Annotated in this window: 12 protein-coding genes; 3 read left to right on the forward strand and 9 right to left on the reverse strand. The window is 75.7% G+C overall.

Annotation, left to right across the window (positions count from 1 at the left end; genetic code table 11):
- Window positions 1-4: 4 nt before the first annotated feature.
- Both ACFU5J_RS18575 and ACFU5J_RS18580 read right to left on the reverse strand, forming a co-directional pair.
- On the reverse strand, window positions 5-811 hold the full coding sequence (locus ACFU5J_RS18575; RefSeq protein WP_430575736.1) for a glycerophosphodiester phosphodiesterase: 807 nt from the start codon (window positions 809-811) through the stop codon (window positions 5-7).
- Window positions 808-1,902 (reverse strand): alpha/beta hydrolase, encoded by a 1,095-nt coding sequence (locus tag ACFU5J_RS18580; protein WP_430579709.1) that lies wholly within the window; start codon window positions 1,900-1,902, stop codon window positions 808-810. Before ACFU5J_RS18580 ends, ACFU5J_RS18575 begins: the two co-directional genes overlap by 4 nt.
- Window positions 1,903-2,081: 179 nt before the next feature.
- Between ACFU5J_RS18580 and ACFU5J_RS18585 the strand changes: the two genes are divergently transcribed.
- Window positions 2,082-3,557 carry an MFS transporter gene (locus ACFU5J_RS18585; protein WP_430579710.1) on the forward strand — a complete coding sequence of 492 codons (1,476 nt, stop codon included), beginning with the start codon at window positions 2,082-2,084 and terminating at the stop codon, window positions 3,555-3,557.
- On the opposite strand, the gene sigJ is transcribed toward ACFU5J_RS18585, so the two are convergent.
- Window positions 3,496-4,551, reverse strand: a complete 1,056-nt coding sequence (gene sigJ / locus ACFU5J_RS18590; RefSeq protein WP_430579711.1) for an RNA polymerase sigma factor SigJ — start codon at window positions 4,549-4,551, stop codon at window positions 3,496-3,498. The genes ACFU5J_RS18585 and sigJ overlap by 62 nt on opposite strands.
- A 124-nt stretch (window positions 4,552-4,675) precedes the next feature.
- Between sigJ and ACFU5J_RS18595 the strand changes: the two genes are divergently transcribed.
- Window positions 4,676-5,029 (forward strand): iron chaperone, encoded by a 354-nt coding sequence (locus ACFU5J_RS18595; RefSeq protein WP_430575732.1) that lies wholly within the window; start codon window positions 4,676-4,678, stop codon window positions 5,027-5,029.
- 11 nt (window positions 5,030-5,040) lie between these two features.
- Here ACFU5J_RS18595 and ACFU5J_RS18600 read toward each other — a convergent pair whose 3' ends face one another.
- The 3 genes from ACFU5J_RS18600 to ACFU5J_RS18610 all read right to left on the reverse strand — a co-directional run bounded on the left by ACFU5J_RS18600 (window position 5,041) and on the right by ACFU5J_RS18610 (window position 8,914).
- Window positions 5,041-6,447 carry an FAD-binding oxidoreductase gene (locus tag ACFU5J_RS18600; protein WP_430579712.1) on the reverse strand — a complete coding sequence of 469 codons (1,407 nt, stop codon included), beginning with the start codon at window positions 6,445-6,447 and terminating at the stop codon, window positions 5,041-5,043.
- 164 nt (window positions 6,448-6,611) lie between these two features.
- Window positions 6,612-7,907 (reverse strand): MFS transporter, encoded by a 1,296-nt coding sequence (locus ACFU5J_RS18605; RefSeq protein WP_430579713.1) that lies wholly within the window; start codon window positions 7,905-7,907, stop codon window positions 6,612-6,614.
- The gene (locus tag ACFU5J_RS18610) at window positions 7,904-8,914 is read right to left on the reverse strand and encodes an alcohol dehydrogenase catalytic domain-containing protein (RefSeq protein ID WP_430579714.1); all 1,011 of its coding nucleotides are present in this window, start codon (window positions 8,912-8,914) and stop codon (window positions 7,904-7,906) included. Before ACFU5J_RS18610 ends, ACFU5J_RS18605 begins: the two co-directional genes overlap by 4 nt.
- Window positions 8,915-8,988: 74 nt before the next feature.
- On the opposite strand from ACFU5J_RS18610, the gene soxR reads away from it, so the two are divergent.
- The gene (gene soxR / locus ACFU5J_RS18615; RefSeq protein WP_430579715.1) at window positions 8,989-9,522 is read left to right on the forward strand and encodes a redox-sensitive transcriptional activator SoxR; all 534 of its coding nucleotides are present in this window, start codon (window positions 8,989-8,991) and stop codon (window positions 9,520-9,522) included.
- Window positions 9,523-9,561: 39 nt separating this feature from the next.
- Here the strand turns inward: soxR and ACFU5J_RS18620 are convergent, their stop codons facing one another.
- From ACFU5J_RS18620 to ACFU5J_RS18630, 3 genes are read right to left on the reverse strand one after another with little or no spacing between them, the layout of a single operon-like run.
- Window positions 9,562-11,067 (reverse strand): amino acid permease, encoded by a 1,506-nt coding sequence (locus tag ACFU5J_RS18620; protein WP_430579716.1) that lies wholly within the window; start codon window positions 11,065-11,067, stop codon window positions 9,562-9,564.
- A 36-nt stretch (window positions 11,068-11,103) separates the two neighbouring features.
- Window positions 11,104-11,553 carry a hypothetical protein gene (locus tag ACFU5J_RS18625; protein WP_430575726.1) on the reverse strand — a complete coding sequence of 150 codons (450 nt, stop codon included), beginning with the start codon at window positions 11,551-11,553 and terminating at the stop codon, window positions 11,104-11,106.
- Complete coding sequence (locus ACFU5J_RS18630) at window positions 11,550-14,585, reverse strand: glycoside hydrolase family 2 TIM barrel-domain containing protein (RefSeq protein ID WP_430579717.1); 3,036 nt, start codon at window positions 14,583-14,585, stop codon at window positions 11,550-11,552. Before ACFU5J_RS18630 ends, ACFU5J_RS18625 begins: the two co-directional genes overlap by 4 nt.
- Window positions 14,586-14,754: the final 169 nt, after the last annotated feature.

Genomic DNA, 14,754 nt, shown 5'->3' on the forward strand with positions numbered 1-14,754 from the left:
CGGCTCAGGACCACTGCCCGCGCTGGACGAGGACGCCGCGCAGGAGGTCGGCACGGTCGGTGACCAGGCCGTCGACGCCCAGGTCCAGGAGGCGGTGCATCTCCTGCGGGGTGTTGATCGTCCAGACGTGCACCTGGCGGCCCGCGCGGTGCGCGGCCGCGACCGTCCGCGCGTCGACCACGGGGACGCGGCCCTCGGCGACGGGGACCTGCAGGGCGTGCACCTCGCGCAGCGCGCGCCGGACGAGCGGGTCCGTCCGCAGGCGTGCGCCGGCGAGGAAGGCGATCACCTCGCGGCGGCCGGCCGACGTCGCCACCGGGCGCGAGAGGCGGGCGAGCGTCGCGCGCCGGCGCCGCGCGTCGAACGACGTCACGCACACCCGGTCGTGGGAGGCGGTGCGCTCGATCGCCGCGGCCGTCGGCGCGATCCCGGAGTCCTCCTTGACGTCGATGTTGACGCGCAGGTCGGGCCACGTGCCCAGCACGTCGTCGAGCTGCGGCACCGGCTCCGTGCCGCCGATGCGCGCGCGCCGCACGACGGACCAGGGCAGGTCCGCCACGCGCCCGGTGGCGTCGGTGGTGCGGTCGAGGGAGGCGTCGTGCAGGGCCACGGCGACGCCGTCGGCGGTGCCGTGCGCGTCGGTCTCGACGTACCGGAAGCCGAGGTCGACGGCGGCGGCGAACGCCGCGAGCGAGTTCTCCAGGTTCTCCCGGCCGTGGGAGAAGCCGCGGTGCGCGAGGGCGAGCACCGGCAGGGGAGCGCCGTCCGGGTCGCGCGGGTCCAGGTACGGGTGCGGGGGCGCGGGCCTCACGGGTGCTCCTCGATGTCAGGGGTGCGCAGGTCGGTGGTGCGGGCGCCGGGCAGGCGAGCGTCGAGCCAGGCCAGCACGCCGTCGAGGTAGGTCTGGCGCGGAGCGTCGGCGGAGAGCGCGAGGTCGTGCACGCCGCCGGGCACGACGAGCGCGCGGACGTCGGGCCCCACCCTCGGGGTGAGGGCCGCGATCCGCGCGACGTCGAGCACGGTGTCCTGCGCGTCGAGCCGGGCGTTGTCCCGGCGGTCGGGGCCGGACGCGTCGCTGCGGGCCACGAGCACGGGGCAGGGCACGGCGAGGCCGCGGGTCAGCCTCGCCTGCGCGCGGCTGACGGTGCGGAGCCAGCCGGCGCGCACCGGCAGCCCTTCGGGTCGCTTGAGCGTGGTGTCGAAGTCCCACCGCCCGCCGTGGTCCACGTGCTGGCGCTCCGCGTACACCGACGGGTTGGCGCTGACCACGGCGAGCGGCCGCCGCCGGCCCAGCACCTCCAGCACGGTCGCGCGGCCGGCGTCCTGCAGGCGGGTGCCGCCCAGGGAGAAGAACGGCGAGTCGAGCACGAGCAGGTCGGGCCCGTCATGCGGGTCGGCGCGCGCGGCGTGCGCCCACAGCGCCGCGGTGAGGCCGCCGGTGGAGTGGGCGTGCACCACCAGAGGCAGCCCGGGCTCGAGCGCGCGCACGGCGCCCGCGGCGGCCGTGAGGTCGGCGCCGGGCTCACGCAGGGAGGCCGCGTAGTGCGGCGGCAGCGCATGCGGCGGCAGCGGGGCGACGGGGCCGTCGCCGGCGCGCGCGCCGTCGAGCAGCGAGCGCCCGGCGCGCCGGAGGTCGACGGCGTAGAAGGCATGGCCTGCGTCGCCGAAGGCCCGGGCGAGGTGGTCCTGGAAGAAGTAGTCGTTGTAGCCGTGCACGTGCAGCACGGCGGCCCGGGGCGCGGCCGGGCGGGTGCAGGAGCGCACCAGCGTCGCGGGGCCGAGCGGTGCCTCCTCGAACGACGCGCCGAGCAGCCGGTCGGGCCGCCAGCCCAGGGCGGCGCCGGGGTCGCCCGCCCTGTCCCGGGGCGGGTTCCGGCGGGGCTCGGGGGCGGCGGCGTGCACGGCGCGATCGTAGCCGCGGGCGTGCCCGGGGGCGCGGCATGGCGGTCCCGACCCGCCCGCGTCGCCGAACAGGTGGTTGCGCACGGTCTGGGCGCTCAGAGCGTGCGCAACCACCTGTTCGGCACGACGACGGGTGGCGCCCCTCCCACCGGGCGGCCGCGTCCGGCAGACTGCGCCTCATGAGCGACCAGCCCGCCGCGCCGGACCCCGGGACCAGCGCCGACACCCGCCGAGCCCCGCACGAGCCCCCGCACGGCGACCTGCACGGCGACCTGCACGACGCGACCGCGGGCGGCCCGGGCGTCGTCGCGCCGCCGGTGCCGCGCCGCCAGGTCGTGTCGTGGGCGATGTGGGACTGGGCCACCCAGCCGTTCAACACGGTGATCGTCACGTTCGTCTTCACCGCGCTGTACCTCACGAGCGACGCGTTCCTGCAGCCGGAGGTGGCGGTGCTGCCCGAGGGCGACCCCGTGCGCGAGCGGGCGCTCGCGGGGCTGAGCAGCGGCCTCGGGCTGTGGATCACGATCGGCGGGATCCTCGTCGCGCTGCTGGCGCCCGTGCTCGGCCGGCGCGCGGACGTCGAGGGGCGGCGCAAGGCGTGGGTCGGCGGCGCGACGTCGGTGATGGTGCTGAGCATGGCCGCGCTGTTCGCCGTCCGCGCCGACCCGGTGTGGTTCGTGCTGGGCGCCGCGCTCGTGTCCCTCGGCAGCGTCGCGAGCGAGATCGCGGGCGTGAACTACAACGCGATGCTCGTGCAGGTCTCCACGCGCGCCACCGTGGGCCGGGTGTCCGGCCTCGGGTGGGGGCTCGGGTACCTGGGCGGGATCGTCGCCCTGGTGCTGGTCGTCGTCGCCAGGGGGTTCGACTTCTGGGGCATGCCCACGGACGACGGGCTCGCCTACCGGGTCATCGCCCTCGGGTGCGCCGTGTGGGCCGTGGCCTTCGCGTGGCCCTTGTTTCGCTACGTGCCGGAGGCGCCGCCCGCCGGCGACCGCCCGCGCGTCGGGTTCTTCGCCGGCTACGTGGTGCTGGTGCGCGACGTGGTCGCCCTCTACCGCCACGAGCGGCCGACGTTCTGGTTCCTGCTCGCCAGCGCCGTCTACCGCGACGGACTGTCCGCCGTGTTCACGTTCGGCGCGATCATCGCGGCGATCTCCTTCCGCTTCAGCCCCGACGCGGTGATCGCGTTCGGCATCGCCGCCAACCTCCTCGCCGGGCTGAGTACGATCGCCTCCGGGCGTCTCGACGACCGGTTCGGGCCGCGCGCGGTGATCATCGGATCCCTCGCCGGGCTCGTCGTGTGCGGTCTGGTGGTCGTCGCCCTGCACCCGTTCGGCTCGGTGGTGTTCTGGGTGGCCGGCCTGGCGCTGACCTGCTTCGTCGGCCCGGCGCAGGCCGCCTCCCGGTCGCTGCTGGCCCGGGTGGCGCCCGCCGGCCGCGAGTCGGAGATCTTCGGGCTCTACGCGACGACGGGGCGGGCGGTGTCGTTCCTCGCCCCGTCGATGTGGACGATCCTCATCGCGGTCACGGGCGCGACCATCTGGGGCACCCTCGGCATCGTGCTGGTGATCCTCGTGGGCCTGGTGCTCATGCTCAAGGTGACGGTGGGCCGTCCGGAGCGTGCGCGCCGCGGCGCCGCTGCACCGCGCCCCTGATCTCGGCGGCCACCGCGTCGAGGTCGGCCAGGGGCGCCAGGTGCCGCAGCTTCTCGGGGTTGATCACGCCATGGATCGTCGTGATGCGCCCGCCGGAGACCTGCAGCGCGTACACGCCGATGACGCCGCCGCCCACCGTGTCGTCGGCGTAGGCGACCATCCCCGGACCGCCGTTGACGACGGCCGCCTCCAGGCGTGCCGGCGCACCGCGCTTGGCGAAGCCGGACAGCAGCCGCGCCACGGCCACGTTCCCCGACACCGGGCGCGAGACGGCGAGCCCGACGGGCACCTTGCCGCCGCCGTCCCCGGTGAGCGCCACGTCGTCGGCGAGCAGCTCCACCAGGGCGTCGACGTCGCCCAGCTCGGTCGCCGCGATGAACCGGCGCACCAGCTCCTCGGCGTGCGGGTCGGACCGTCCCGCCCGGCCCTCGGCGACGTCGTCCTGCCGGGCCGCCACGCGCCGCCGCGCCCGCGACGCGAGCTGCCGGGCCGCGAGCTCCGTGGTGCCGATCACCTGCGCGGACTCGCGGTGCGGGTAGCCGAACACGTCGTGCAGCAGGAAGGCGGCCCGCTCGGCCGGGGTGAGGGTCTCCAGCAGCACGAGGAACGCCGTGGACAGGTCGTCGGCGAGCTCCGCGTGCGCGGCGGCCTCCCGGCCCGCCGAGCCGGCGGCCACGAGGTCGCCCACGAGCGGCTCGGGCACCCACTCGCCCACGTACGCCTCGCGCCGCACCCGCGCCGAGCGCAGCACGTCCAGCGCGATCCGCGTCGCCACCGTGGTCGTGTACGCGGCGGGGTTGAGCACCTCGGCGTCCACCGTCCCCGCGGGCGCGATCCGCAGCAGCGTGTCCTGCGCCACGTCCTCGGCCTCGGTCACGCTGCCGAGCATCCGGTACGCGGCGCCGAAGGCGACCCGCCGCAGGTCCTCGAGGTCCGCCGTGGCGGTGGTGGGGCGTCCGGTGCGTCGTCGCGGGGAGCTGTCCGTGCGGGGCATGCCGCCCATCCTTCCCGGGACGGGCGTTCCGTCCCCGTACCCTCGACGGCGCGGCGCGGCGCGACGTGACAGGCCGCGCCCCTGACCGGGTGCGGCGCCGGGCCAGGCACCGCAGCATGGGCCCATGGGAGACGTCGAGGACTACCTGACCACGCTGTCCGGCCCGGAGCGCGACGCCGTGGCCCGGGTGTACCAGCGGGCCCGCGCGCTCGTGCCCGACGTCGAGGAGGGGCGCAGCTACGGCATGCCGGCGCTGCGCTACCGCGGCAGCCCGCTCGTCAGCGCCATGGTCACGCGCACGCACGTCGGCCTCTACCCGTTCAGCCCGGACGTGGTCGCGGCGCTCGCGGGCGACCTCGGCGCGTTCCGCACCACGAAGGGCTCCGTCTCGTTCCAGCCGGACGCGCCGCTGCCGGACGACGTCGTCGACCGCCTCGTGCTCGCCCGACGGGACGAGATCGACGCCCGCGCCCGCTGAGCCCGTCGGGCTCAGGCCGGTGGCACGTTGACGTTGCCGCGGAACAGGTTCTGCGGGTCGTAGCGCCGCTTCACGTCGCGGAGCCGGTCCCACGTGGCGCCCGGGTAGGCGGCGCGCGCGGTGTCGAGGCCGCCGTCGAGGGTGAAGTTCACGTAGGCGCCGTCGGCCTGGCGCAGGCGGTCGGCGAGCGCGTCGACCCACGGCCTGTAGCCGCGCGCGGTGGCCGCGTCGGGGGCGACGGCGGCGACGTTGCCGACCAGCCGCGCCTGCCGGTGGGCGTACGCGGTGGCGTCCGCGGGGACGTCGGCCACGGCGCCGCCGAGGACGCGCAGCTGCGCGGCGCGCATCATGGCGTCGGACGCCTGGAGCTCGCCGAGCAGGTGCGCGGCCGCGGCCTCGTCGACGCCGTCCGCGAAGAACGTGCGGCCCGTCGCCACGGCGGGGCCGCCCGCCGGTCCGCCCTCGAGCAGGCTGGGGTAGGACGCCGGGCGCACGCCGTCCAGCAGGGCGCCGCCGGCCCGGGCCGCGACGTCGCGCAGGGGAGCGAGGGCGTCGTCGGCGGCCTCGGGCGCCCCCGACCAGCAGACGTTCGCCATCACGACCAGCCGCCCGTGCCACTCGGCGGGGATCATGGGCATCGGGGGCGCGGGCATCACCATGACGATCGCGGTCAGCCCGGCCGGCGCGGCGTCGGCGGCCGCGAGCACCCCGGCGACGCTCTCGGGCGTGGCGGGCAGGAGCAGCACGCCGCCCACCACCTGCGACACCTCGTGCAGCGCGAACCGGAACCGCGTCACGACGCCGAAGTTGCCGCCGCCGCCGCGCAGCGCCCAGAACAGGTCGGGCTCGTGCTCGGCGTCGGTGCGGACCACCTCGCCGTCGGCGGTGACGACCTCCGCGCCGAGGAGGCTGTCGATCGTCATGCCGAGGGAACGGGACAGCAGCCCGACGCCGCCGCCGAGCGTGATCCCGCCGACGCCCACCGTCCCGGTGTCGCCGAACGGGGTGGCGAGGCCGTGCTCGCCCGCCGCGACGGAGTAGGCGCCGGCGGTGATCCCGCCGCCCGCCCAGGCGGTGCGGCCCTCGACGTCCAGCTCGAGGCCGTCCAGGCCTCGCAGGTCGAGGGTGAGGGCGCCGTCGCCCGTGCCGAGGCCGTACACGGAGTGGCCGCCGGAGCGGACCGACACCTCCGCGCCGGCGTCGCGCGCGAAGCGCACCGCGGCGGCGACGGCGGCGGTGTCGGTGGGCCGCACGATCGCGGCGGGCCGGTGCTCCACCCCGCCGGGCTCGATCGCCCGGGCGGCGGTGTACCCGTCGTCGGGGGGCGCGACCACGGCGGAGCCGCCGCCGAGGACGGCGCGGAGGTCGGCGGCGGACAGGCCGGCGGGGGACGTGGGGGGATTCGAGGGCGTGGACATCAGGGCTCCCGGGCAGACGGTGGGTGTCCGGGTCGCCGCGGCGGCCCGGTGCTGCGGACGTGCGGGGTGGTGCTGATGGTCGTGCTGTGGGCGATCGTCGCGGGGTGGTGCCGGCGGTCGCCGGAGGGGCGTGCACGGTGGTTGACCGCGCGCGCCCGGCATCCTCATCGGGCAGCATCCCTCAGACGTGACGGCGCGGCGAGGGAATTCGTGACGGCGCCGGCCCGGTCTCGGGAGGCGACGGGCCGCGTGCGGCCGGCCAGCGCGGTCGCCGCGAGCGCGAGCGTCGCGGCGAGCGCCAGGCAGACGGCGTAGGCCCCCGCGCCGACGCGGTCGTGCAGGGCCCACAGCAGTGCCCCGGTGCCGGTGAGGGCGAGGGCGGACGCGGCCGCGTCGGCCACCTGGAGCACCGACATCGACACGCCCTGCGCCGACGGGGGCGCGAGCTCGAGGACGAGCAGGTTGAGGGTGGGGAACATCAGGCCCATCCCGAGCCCGCTCAGCACCCAGGGCGCCGCGGCGGCGACGAGCGGAACCCCCGGGGCGACCAGCATCGCGACGCCCGCCGTCCCGAGCGCGAGGGACGCGCCGCCGACCCGGAGGAACCCCGCGTGCGACAGCCCGCCCAGCCCGCGCCCGCGCGCCCACGACCCGGCGGACCACCCGAGCACGTGCAGCGTGAGGACGGCGCCGGCGAACGCCGGTGCGAGCCCGCGCTCGCGGACGAGCGCCAGCGGCAGCAGCACCTGCGCGCCCACGAACGCGGCGGCCACGAGCGCCCGCACCGGCACGACCGTGCCCAGGCCGCGGGCGCCCCGCAGCACCTGCCCCACCACGTCCCGCCACGACGCCGCGTCCCGACCGACGTCGGCGGCCGGGGCGGCCCGGCGCGCGGCGGCGAGCGCGGGCCGCAGCGCGAGCAGGGCGGGCACGGCCAGCAGGGGCACGGCGAGGAACACCCACCGCCACCCGAGGTACTGCGTCATCGCGCCGGCGAGGAGCGGGCCCACCACGCCCGGCACCACCCAGGCCGCGGCGAACCACGCGAAGACCTTCGGGCGCCGCTCCTCGGGGAACACGCGCGCCACCAGGACGAACAGCGCGACCCCCTCGAGACCGCTGCCCGCGCCCTGCAGGGCGCGGCCGGCCAGGAGCACCGGCATGCTCGGCGCCAGCCCCGCGACGAGCAGGCCGGCGAGGAACAGCGAGATCCCCGTCCACAAGGGCGGCGTCGGGCCCCGGCGGTCGGTCCAGCGGCCGGCGACGATCATGCCCGCCACGCTCGCGGCCGAGCCCGCCGCGAACGCGAGGGTGTACAGCCGCAGCCCGTCGAGCTCGGCGGCCACGGTGGGCATCGCGGTGGCCACGGCGAGCGCCTCGAACGCGCCGAGCGCCACGTACGCCACCATCCCGGCGAGGACGGTGCGCTGCGCGCGGGGGCCGAGCAGCGCGGCGCTCACCCGAGGACGACCTTGCCCACCGTGCGGCGCTCCTCCAGCTCGCGGTGCGCCCGCGCGGCCTCCGCGAACGCGACGCGGTGGGTGAGCACGCGCCACTCGCCGGTCGCCGCCCGCTCGAGCGCGGCGCGCTGGTAGGTCCGCAGGTCGCCGAACGCCGGGGCACCCGGCCCGACGACGGGGCGCACCTCGACGGGGTCCCCGGCCGGGGTGACGGCGCTCGCGGCCACCGGGTTGGGCTGCCCCGTGGCCCAGCCGAACACGACGAGCCGTCCGCCCGCCGACAGGAGGGCGGAGGCGTCGCGGGCGGTGTCGCCGCCGACGCCGTCGAGCACGACGGTCGCGGCGGGAGCGCCGAGCCGGTCGAGCGCGGCGCGTGCGTGGTCGGGCCAGGCGGGGTCGAGGACGTCGAGGACGGCGACCTGCCGGCCGGCGTCGGGCACGAGGCCGCGGACGGCGCGGACCTTGCGGGGGCCGCCGGCCAGGGCGACGACGCGGGCGCCCGCCGCCACGGCGGACTGGACGAACAGCGAGCCGAGCCCGCCGGCCGCACCCGTGACGACCACGACGTCCTCGGCGCCGATCTCGGCGACCTCGAGGGTCATGAGCGCCATCCGGCCGGTGCCGATCATGGCGATGGCCTCGGCGAGGCCGAGCCGGTCGGGCAGGCGGTGCAGGGTCGCCTCCGGGGCGACGGCGAGGCGTGCGTAGCCGCCGCCGTCGGGGGTGGCGCCGAGGTGGGCGGCCACGCGGGCCCCGAGCCAGGAGCCGTCGACGCCCGGGCCGACGCCGACGACGGTGCCCGCCACCTCCCGTCCGGGGATCGCGGGCAGCTGCGGCAGGGGGAGCGGCCCGGAGGCCTCGCCGCGGCGCAGGGTGGTGTCCAGGAGGTGCACGCCGTGGGCCTGCGCGGCGACGAGGACCTGGCCGGGCCCGGGGGCGGGGTCGGGGACCTGCTCGAGGACGAGGGTCTCGGGCGGGCCGTAGGCGTGGTGGCGGATGGCGTCCATGCGCCCATGCTCGGACCTGAACTATGGTTGAGGTCAACAGTGCAGAGGCAGGGGAGAGGGCCGGGGGTGCGAGCGTGCCGGAGCAGGTCGCCGAGAAGGTCCCGTGGGACCACGTGGAGCTGACCGTCGGGGAGGTGTCCGCCCGCAGTGGGGTGGCGGTGTCCGCGCTGCACTTCTACGAGCGGCGGGGCCTCATCGCGAGCCGCCGCACGGCGGGCAACCAGCGTCGCTACCGCCGCGACGTGCTGCGCCGCGTGGCCTTCATCCGGGTGTCGCAGCGCGTCGGCATCCCTCTCGCGCGCATCGGTGCGGCGCTCGACACGCTGCCCGCGGACCGCGCCCCGAACGTGCGCGACTGGGAGCGGCTGTCCAAGGCGTGGCGCAGCGACCTCGACGCCCGCATCGAGCAGCTGGAGCACCTGCGCGACGACCTCACCGACTGCATCGGGTGCGGGTGCCTGTCCCTCAGCCGCTGCGTGCTGGCCAACCCGCACGACGCGCTCGGCGACGACGGGCCGGGCCCCCGCCGGCTGCTGGTGGACGGCGTCGCCGACGACCCGTCCCTCGTCGACGACGCGGCCGCCGCCCCCGGGCGAGGAACGCCCTGACCGGGACGACGGCCGCGGACGGGCCGGCGGGAGCCGCGGCTACGCCGAGGTGACCCGGGCCGCCTCCGCCAGCTCGGCCACGTTCTCCGCCGAGCGCAGGGGCGCCGTCGGCGTGAGCTCCGCCTCCGCCTCGGCCGGCGACGCGGCGCGCAGCCGGCGCACGTAGCGCTCGTACCAGAGCAGCGCCGCGCCGAGGAACACGACCACCCCACCGACGTTGTACGCCAGCGTGAGCCACAGGGCCTGCCCCTCCGGGAACGTCGACGCCACGAACGCGACGGCGAACACCGCCAGCAGGAACACGGACATCGCCAGGCCCACGCCCCGCGAGCCGAACCGGAACTCGCGCACGGCCCCCTCGAACCGGGCACGCAGCACCAGGTAGGCGATGAGGATCAGGGCAGGCGGGAGCAGCGCGGTGGCCGCCGTCATGTTCGTCACGATGCGCAGCAGGTCGTCGATCGAGCTGCCGGCGCCCAGGGTCGGGATCAGCAGCAGCGGCACCACGATCGCGAACTGGATCCACGCGCCTGCCACCGGCACGCCCTGCTCGTTGAGCGCCACCACCCGGCGGCCGAAGATCCCCGACGGGATCTCCGAGAAGAAGATCTTCACCGGCGCCGACGTCCAGATCAGCAGGCCGCCCAGGGTCGCGACCAGCATGATCAACCCGACCGCCCGCACCACCGCGTCGCCCGGCAGGCCGAAGTACCCCGCCGCCGCCTGCATCGTCACGAAGATGCCGTTGCTGTAGGACACGCTGTCCTTCTCGACGAACACGCCCATCAGCCACGTGCCGAGCGAGTACAGCAGGCCGATCGCGATCCCGGACACGACGATCGTGCGCACGAACGCCCGCACCCCGCCCTTGAGGTCGTTGAGGTACACGCCGATCGACTCCGCGCCGCCCACGCCCTGGATGATCCATGCCAGCGTGCCGAGGAACGCCCACGCGGTGATCCCGGAGCCCGGGTCCAGGCGCATCGCACCGGGGGACAGGTCGTTGGCGGGGGTGATGCCCCCGAGCAGGGCGCCGACGCCGGCCACGACGAACAGCAGCGCCATGACCAGCATGAGCGTCGAGCCGAACGACGTGACGCTGCCGATCCAGCGCGCGCCCTTCGTCGAGACCCACGTGGCCACGAGGAAGATCACCACCGACAGCACCGCGATGAGCCACGGCTGGATCGCCCACTCGGAGCCCAGGATCATGTAGCCCGCGTACACGAGCACGATCGGCAGCAGCGAGATGAAGTAGAAGAGGTTCACGAACCAGTAGCAGAACGCCGTGAAGAACGCCCACCGCCCGCCCAGGGACGACTTGACCCACTGGTAGACGCCCGACTCCGAGCGGCGGTTGAGGCTGACCATCTCGGCGATCACGAGCGTGAACGGCACGAAGTACAGGATCGTGGCGACCAGGAAGATCGGGGCGGCGAGCGTCCCGATCGACACGTAGTTGTTGACCACGTTGCGGAAGTTGAAGACCGCCGCGATGACCATGCTGAACAGGATCACCGCGCCGATCGACCGGCGATTCGTCATTGAACGTTCCCTTGCTGTGGGGCGGGTGGTGGTCGGCTACTTGTTGTGGAAGGTCGCACCCTCGACCGTCACGTGGGCGACGACCGCGGTGACGTCGGGGGAGGGCAGCACGCGGACCGCCTCCCCGGGCCCGACGACGAGGACGGCGCCGCGCGGCACCGTCCGGCGCTCGCCCGGGCCGCGGAGGAGCTCGCGGTCGCTGAGGTCGCTGTAGGGTGCGGCGACCTCGAGCCCCGCCACGGGGGCGACCTCGACGGAGGCGTCCCCGTCCACGGGGGAGAGCGCGACGAGATAGCGGCGCCGCGCGACGAGGCCGTCCGTGGCGAGCGCGGGGGTCCGCTCCCGCATCGAGGTGAGCGAGTCGCCCACCGAGTACATGACGCCCGCCAGGCCGCGGTCGGCCCGCAGCGCCTGCAGCGTGCGGTCCCACTTGGGCACGCCGCCGAGGACCTCCTGGAGGTGGGCGTGGTCGCGGAAGACCCTCACGATCCGATCCCTTCGTCGTGGTGGGGCGCCGCCGCGGCCACGGGGCGCAGGTCGAGCTCGAACCGGAACGGCTCCAGGCGCACCCGGTAGGAATCCAGCACCTCGCTGCCCCACGAGTTCGACCCGAGGCCGAGGACGCGGTGGTCCACGTTCACGGTCACCCGGTCCTCCGGCACGAGGTCCGTGCGGTGGCGGGCGGCGTCGATCGCCGCCGCGGAGTACGGCCAGGCCGAGAACGCGAAACGCTCGTCGCCCGCCGCGCGGACGGCGAGGCCGTCGCCGTGCGCGTCCGTGAACGTCACCCAGCGCACGTCACCGCGCCCCGCGCAGTCCTGCGGCACGACGTAGGGCGTGAACATGGCGTCCACGTCGTCGTGCCAGCGGCCCACCGTCGCCGCCGACCGGGAGTCCGGGTAGTTCTCGCCCGGGCCGAGCCCGAACCAGTCCACCGAGCGCAGGTCACCGGGCACCGCGAACGACAGGCCGACGCGCGGCACGATGTCGCGGTAGCCGCCGAAGGGCTCGCCCCGCACCGCCAGGTGCGCGCCGTCCGCGCCGAGCGTCCACACCAGGTCGAGCGCGACGCCGAGGTCCAGAGTGGGAGGCGCCACCCGGGCGCCGACCTCGACCACGACGGCACCGTCCACCTCCCGCCAGGACACGGCCCGGGTCGAGGTCTGCAGCAGCGACAGGAACCGTGGCGTCCAGAGCTCGTCCGCCTCCTGCTGGTGGTTGTCCACCAGCGGCTTCCAGAACCCGACCCGCGGCGGCGCCGCGAGCAGGTCACGCCCGTCGAGCCGCCACGCCACGTCCCCCGTGAGCAGGTCCACCGTGAACCGGCCCGCCGACGGGGTCGTGACGACGAGCGACGTGCCCGCCACCTCGGCGGCGACCCCGCCGCGCGCCGGGGCGACCGCTCGCCGCCGCGGCCGGTCCGCGACCGCGGCCTGGTAGCGCCCGAGCTCGCGCATCGGCGCGGTCCACTCGTGCACCGAGGTCGACAGCACGCGGGCGGTCAGGTGCGTCTCCCCGTGGGTGGCGACCTCCGGCTCCACGGCCACGCTCCACGACCCGCCAGGGGCTACCGGCCCCGGCACCACCGTGCGCGAGCCGACGACCCGGCCGTCGTGCAGCGTCTCGAGCACGACGACGACGTCGTCGAGGTCGGTGAACCAGCGCCGGTTCGTCACGGTGCACACGCCGTCCGCCCAGGCCACCCGCACCGGGCAGATGACCTGCTTGTACTCGACCAGCCCGGGGCTCGGGTCCTGCCAGGGGAAGACGAGGCCGTCGATGCAGAAGCTGCCGTTGTTCGGGACGTCGCCGTGGTCGCCGCCGTACGCGTGGTACTCGCGGCCGTCGTCCGTCGTCGCCACGAGGCCGTGGTCGCACCACTCCCACACGAAGTGGCCCTGGATGCTGTCCCACGCCTCGAACACCTGCTGGTACTCGGCCAGCCCGCCCGGACCGTTGCCCATCGCGTGCCCGTACTCGCACAGGATGCGGGGCTTGGGGTGCGGGTGCTCGCCCAGGTCGTTCATCTGCGAGACGCGCGAGTACATCGTCGACACGACGTCGACGACCTCGGCGTCCCGGTCCTCCTCGTAGTGCACGGGACGGGACGGGTCGAGCTCCTTGCAGCGGGCGTACATCGCCGGGACGTTGCGCCCGTACCCCGACTCGTTGCCGAGGGACCACATGACGATCGACGCGTGGTTGCGCTGCGCCAGCACGTGCCGCTCGATCCGGTCGACGTACGCGGCCTCCCACGCCGGGTCGTCCGTGAGGCGCGACAGGTCGCCCACGTTCGCGAACCCGTGGGTCTCCAGGTCGGTCTCCGCGAGCACGAGCAGGCCCAGCCGGTCGCACAGCTCGTAGAAGCGCGGGTCGTTCGGGTAGTGCGCGGTCCGCACGGCGTTGATGTTGTGCTGCTTCATCAGGTGCAGGTCGCGCTCGACGCGGGCCATGCCCACGGCACGTCCCCGCCGGTCGTCGTGATCGTGCCGGTTGACGCCGTGCATCATGAACGGCGCCCCGTTGAGCAGCAGCCGCCCGTCCACGGTCGTCACCTCCGCGAGCCCGAGCCGGTGGGGCACGTGCTCCACCGTGCCGTCCGCTCCGCGCACCACGAGCCGCATGTCGTACAGGGACGGTGCCTCCGGGTTCCAGAAGCGCGCACCCTCGACGACGAGCGTCGCGTCCGCCCCCGGCGGCACCACGGTGGACGCCACCAGTCGCGCGCCGTCGCGGATCTCCCACGTCACCTCGGCCGGCCCCACGGCGCTCGCGGTCAGGGTGACCTCGGCGTGCTCGTCGTCGAGCCGACGGGTGCGCACGTGGAAGTCGGCGAGGTGAGCGGCGGGCCGGCTCAGCAGGTAGCAGTCGCGGAAGATCCCGGACGCCCACCACATGTCCTGGTCCTCGAGGTACGTCCCGTCGGAGTACTGCAGCACCTTGACCACGAGGTGGTTCTCGCCGGCGTGGGCCACCTCGGTGACGTCGAACTCCGCGCTGAGCCGTGAGCCCTTCGTCATCCCGACGTAGGCGCCGTCCCAGTAGACCTCCGCGTAGCTCTCGACGCCGTCGAAGCGGAGCACCGTGCGCTCGCCCGCTGGGATCGGGGGCAGCTCGACGGTGCGCTGGTAGACGCCCGTGGGGACGTCGGCCGGCACGCGGGGCGGGTCGACGGGGAAGGGGTACCCCTCGTCGGTGTACTGCAGATGGCCGTACCCGTCGACCTGCCACAGATGCGGTACGCGCACCAGGTCCCAGTCGTCGTCGAGGCGCGCCAGGGCGTCGGCGGGGACACGCCCGGGGTGGTCGAAGAGGCGGAACCGCCAGGCGCCGGTGAGGTCCACGAACCCGCGCGAGCGGCGGCGGTCCATGGTGGCGGCGAGGTCGGCCGTGTCGTAGCCGAAGAAGTAGGCGCGGGCCGGCAGACGGTGGCGGCCGGTGAGCGCGGGGTTCTCCCAGTCGTGCACGGCGGCGCCGGAGGCGCCGGCAGTCCCGGGAGCGAGGGGCTGGTGGGGCATGCGTCGGAATGTAACCGGTTACATTCCGACGGGTCAACACCGCTGGTCAGCCGGCTCCGAGGCCGCGCGGTGCCGGCCCCTCGCGCCCGCCTGGGCGATACTGGGCACCGTCCAGCCCTGCCCCTCCCGCGTTCGTCCTGGTCACGGGTTCGCCCGTGCGGAAAGGCCA

The sequence above is a fragment of the Isoptericola sp. NPDC057559 genome, assembly GCF_042801555.1.
In the GTDB taxonomy this organism is placed as follows: Bacteria; Actinomycetota; Actinomycetes; order Actinomycetales; family Cellulomonadaceae; genus Isoptericola.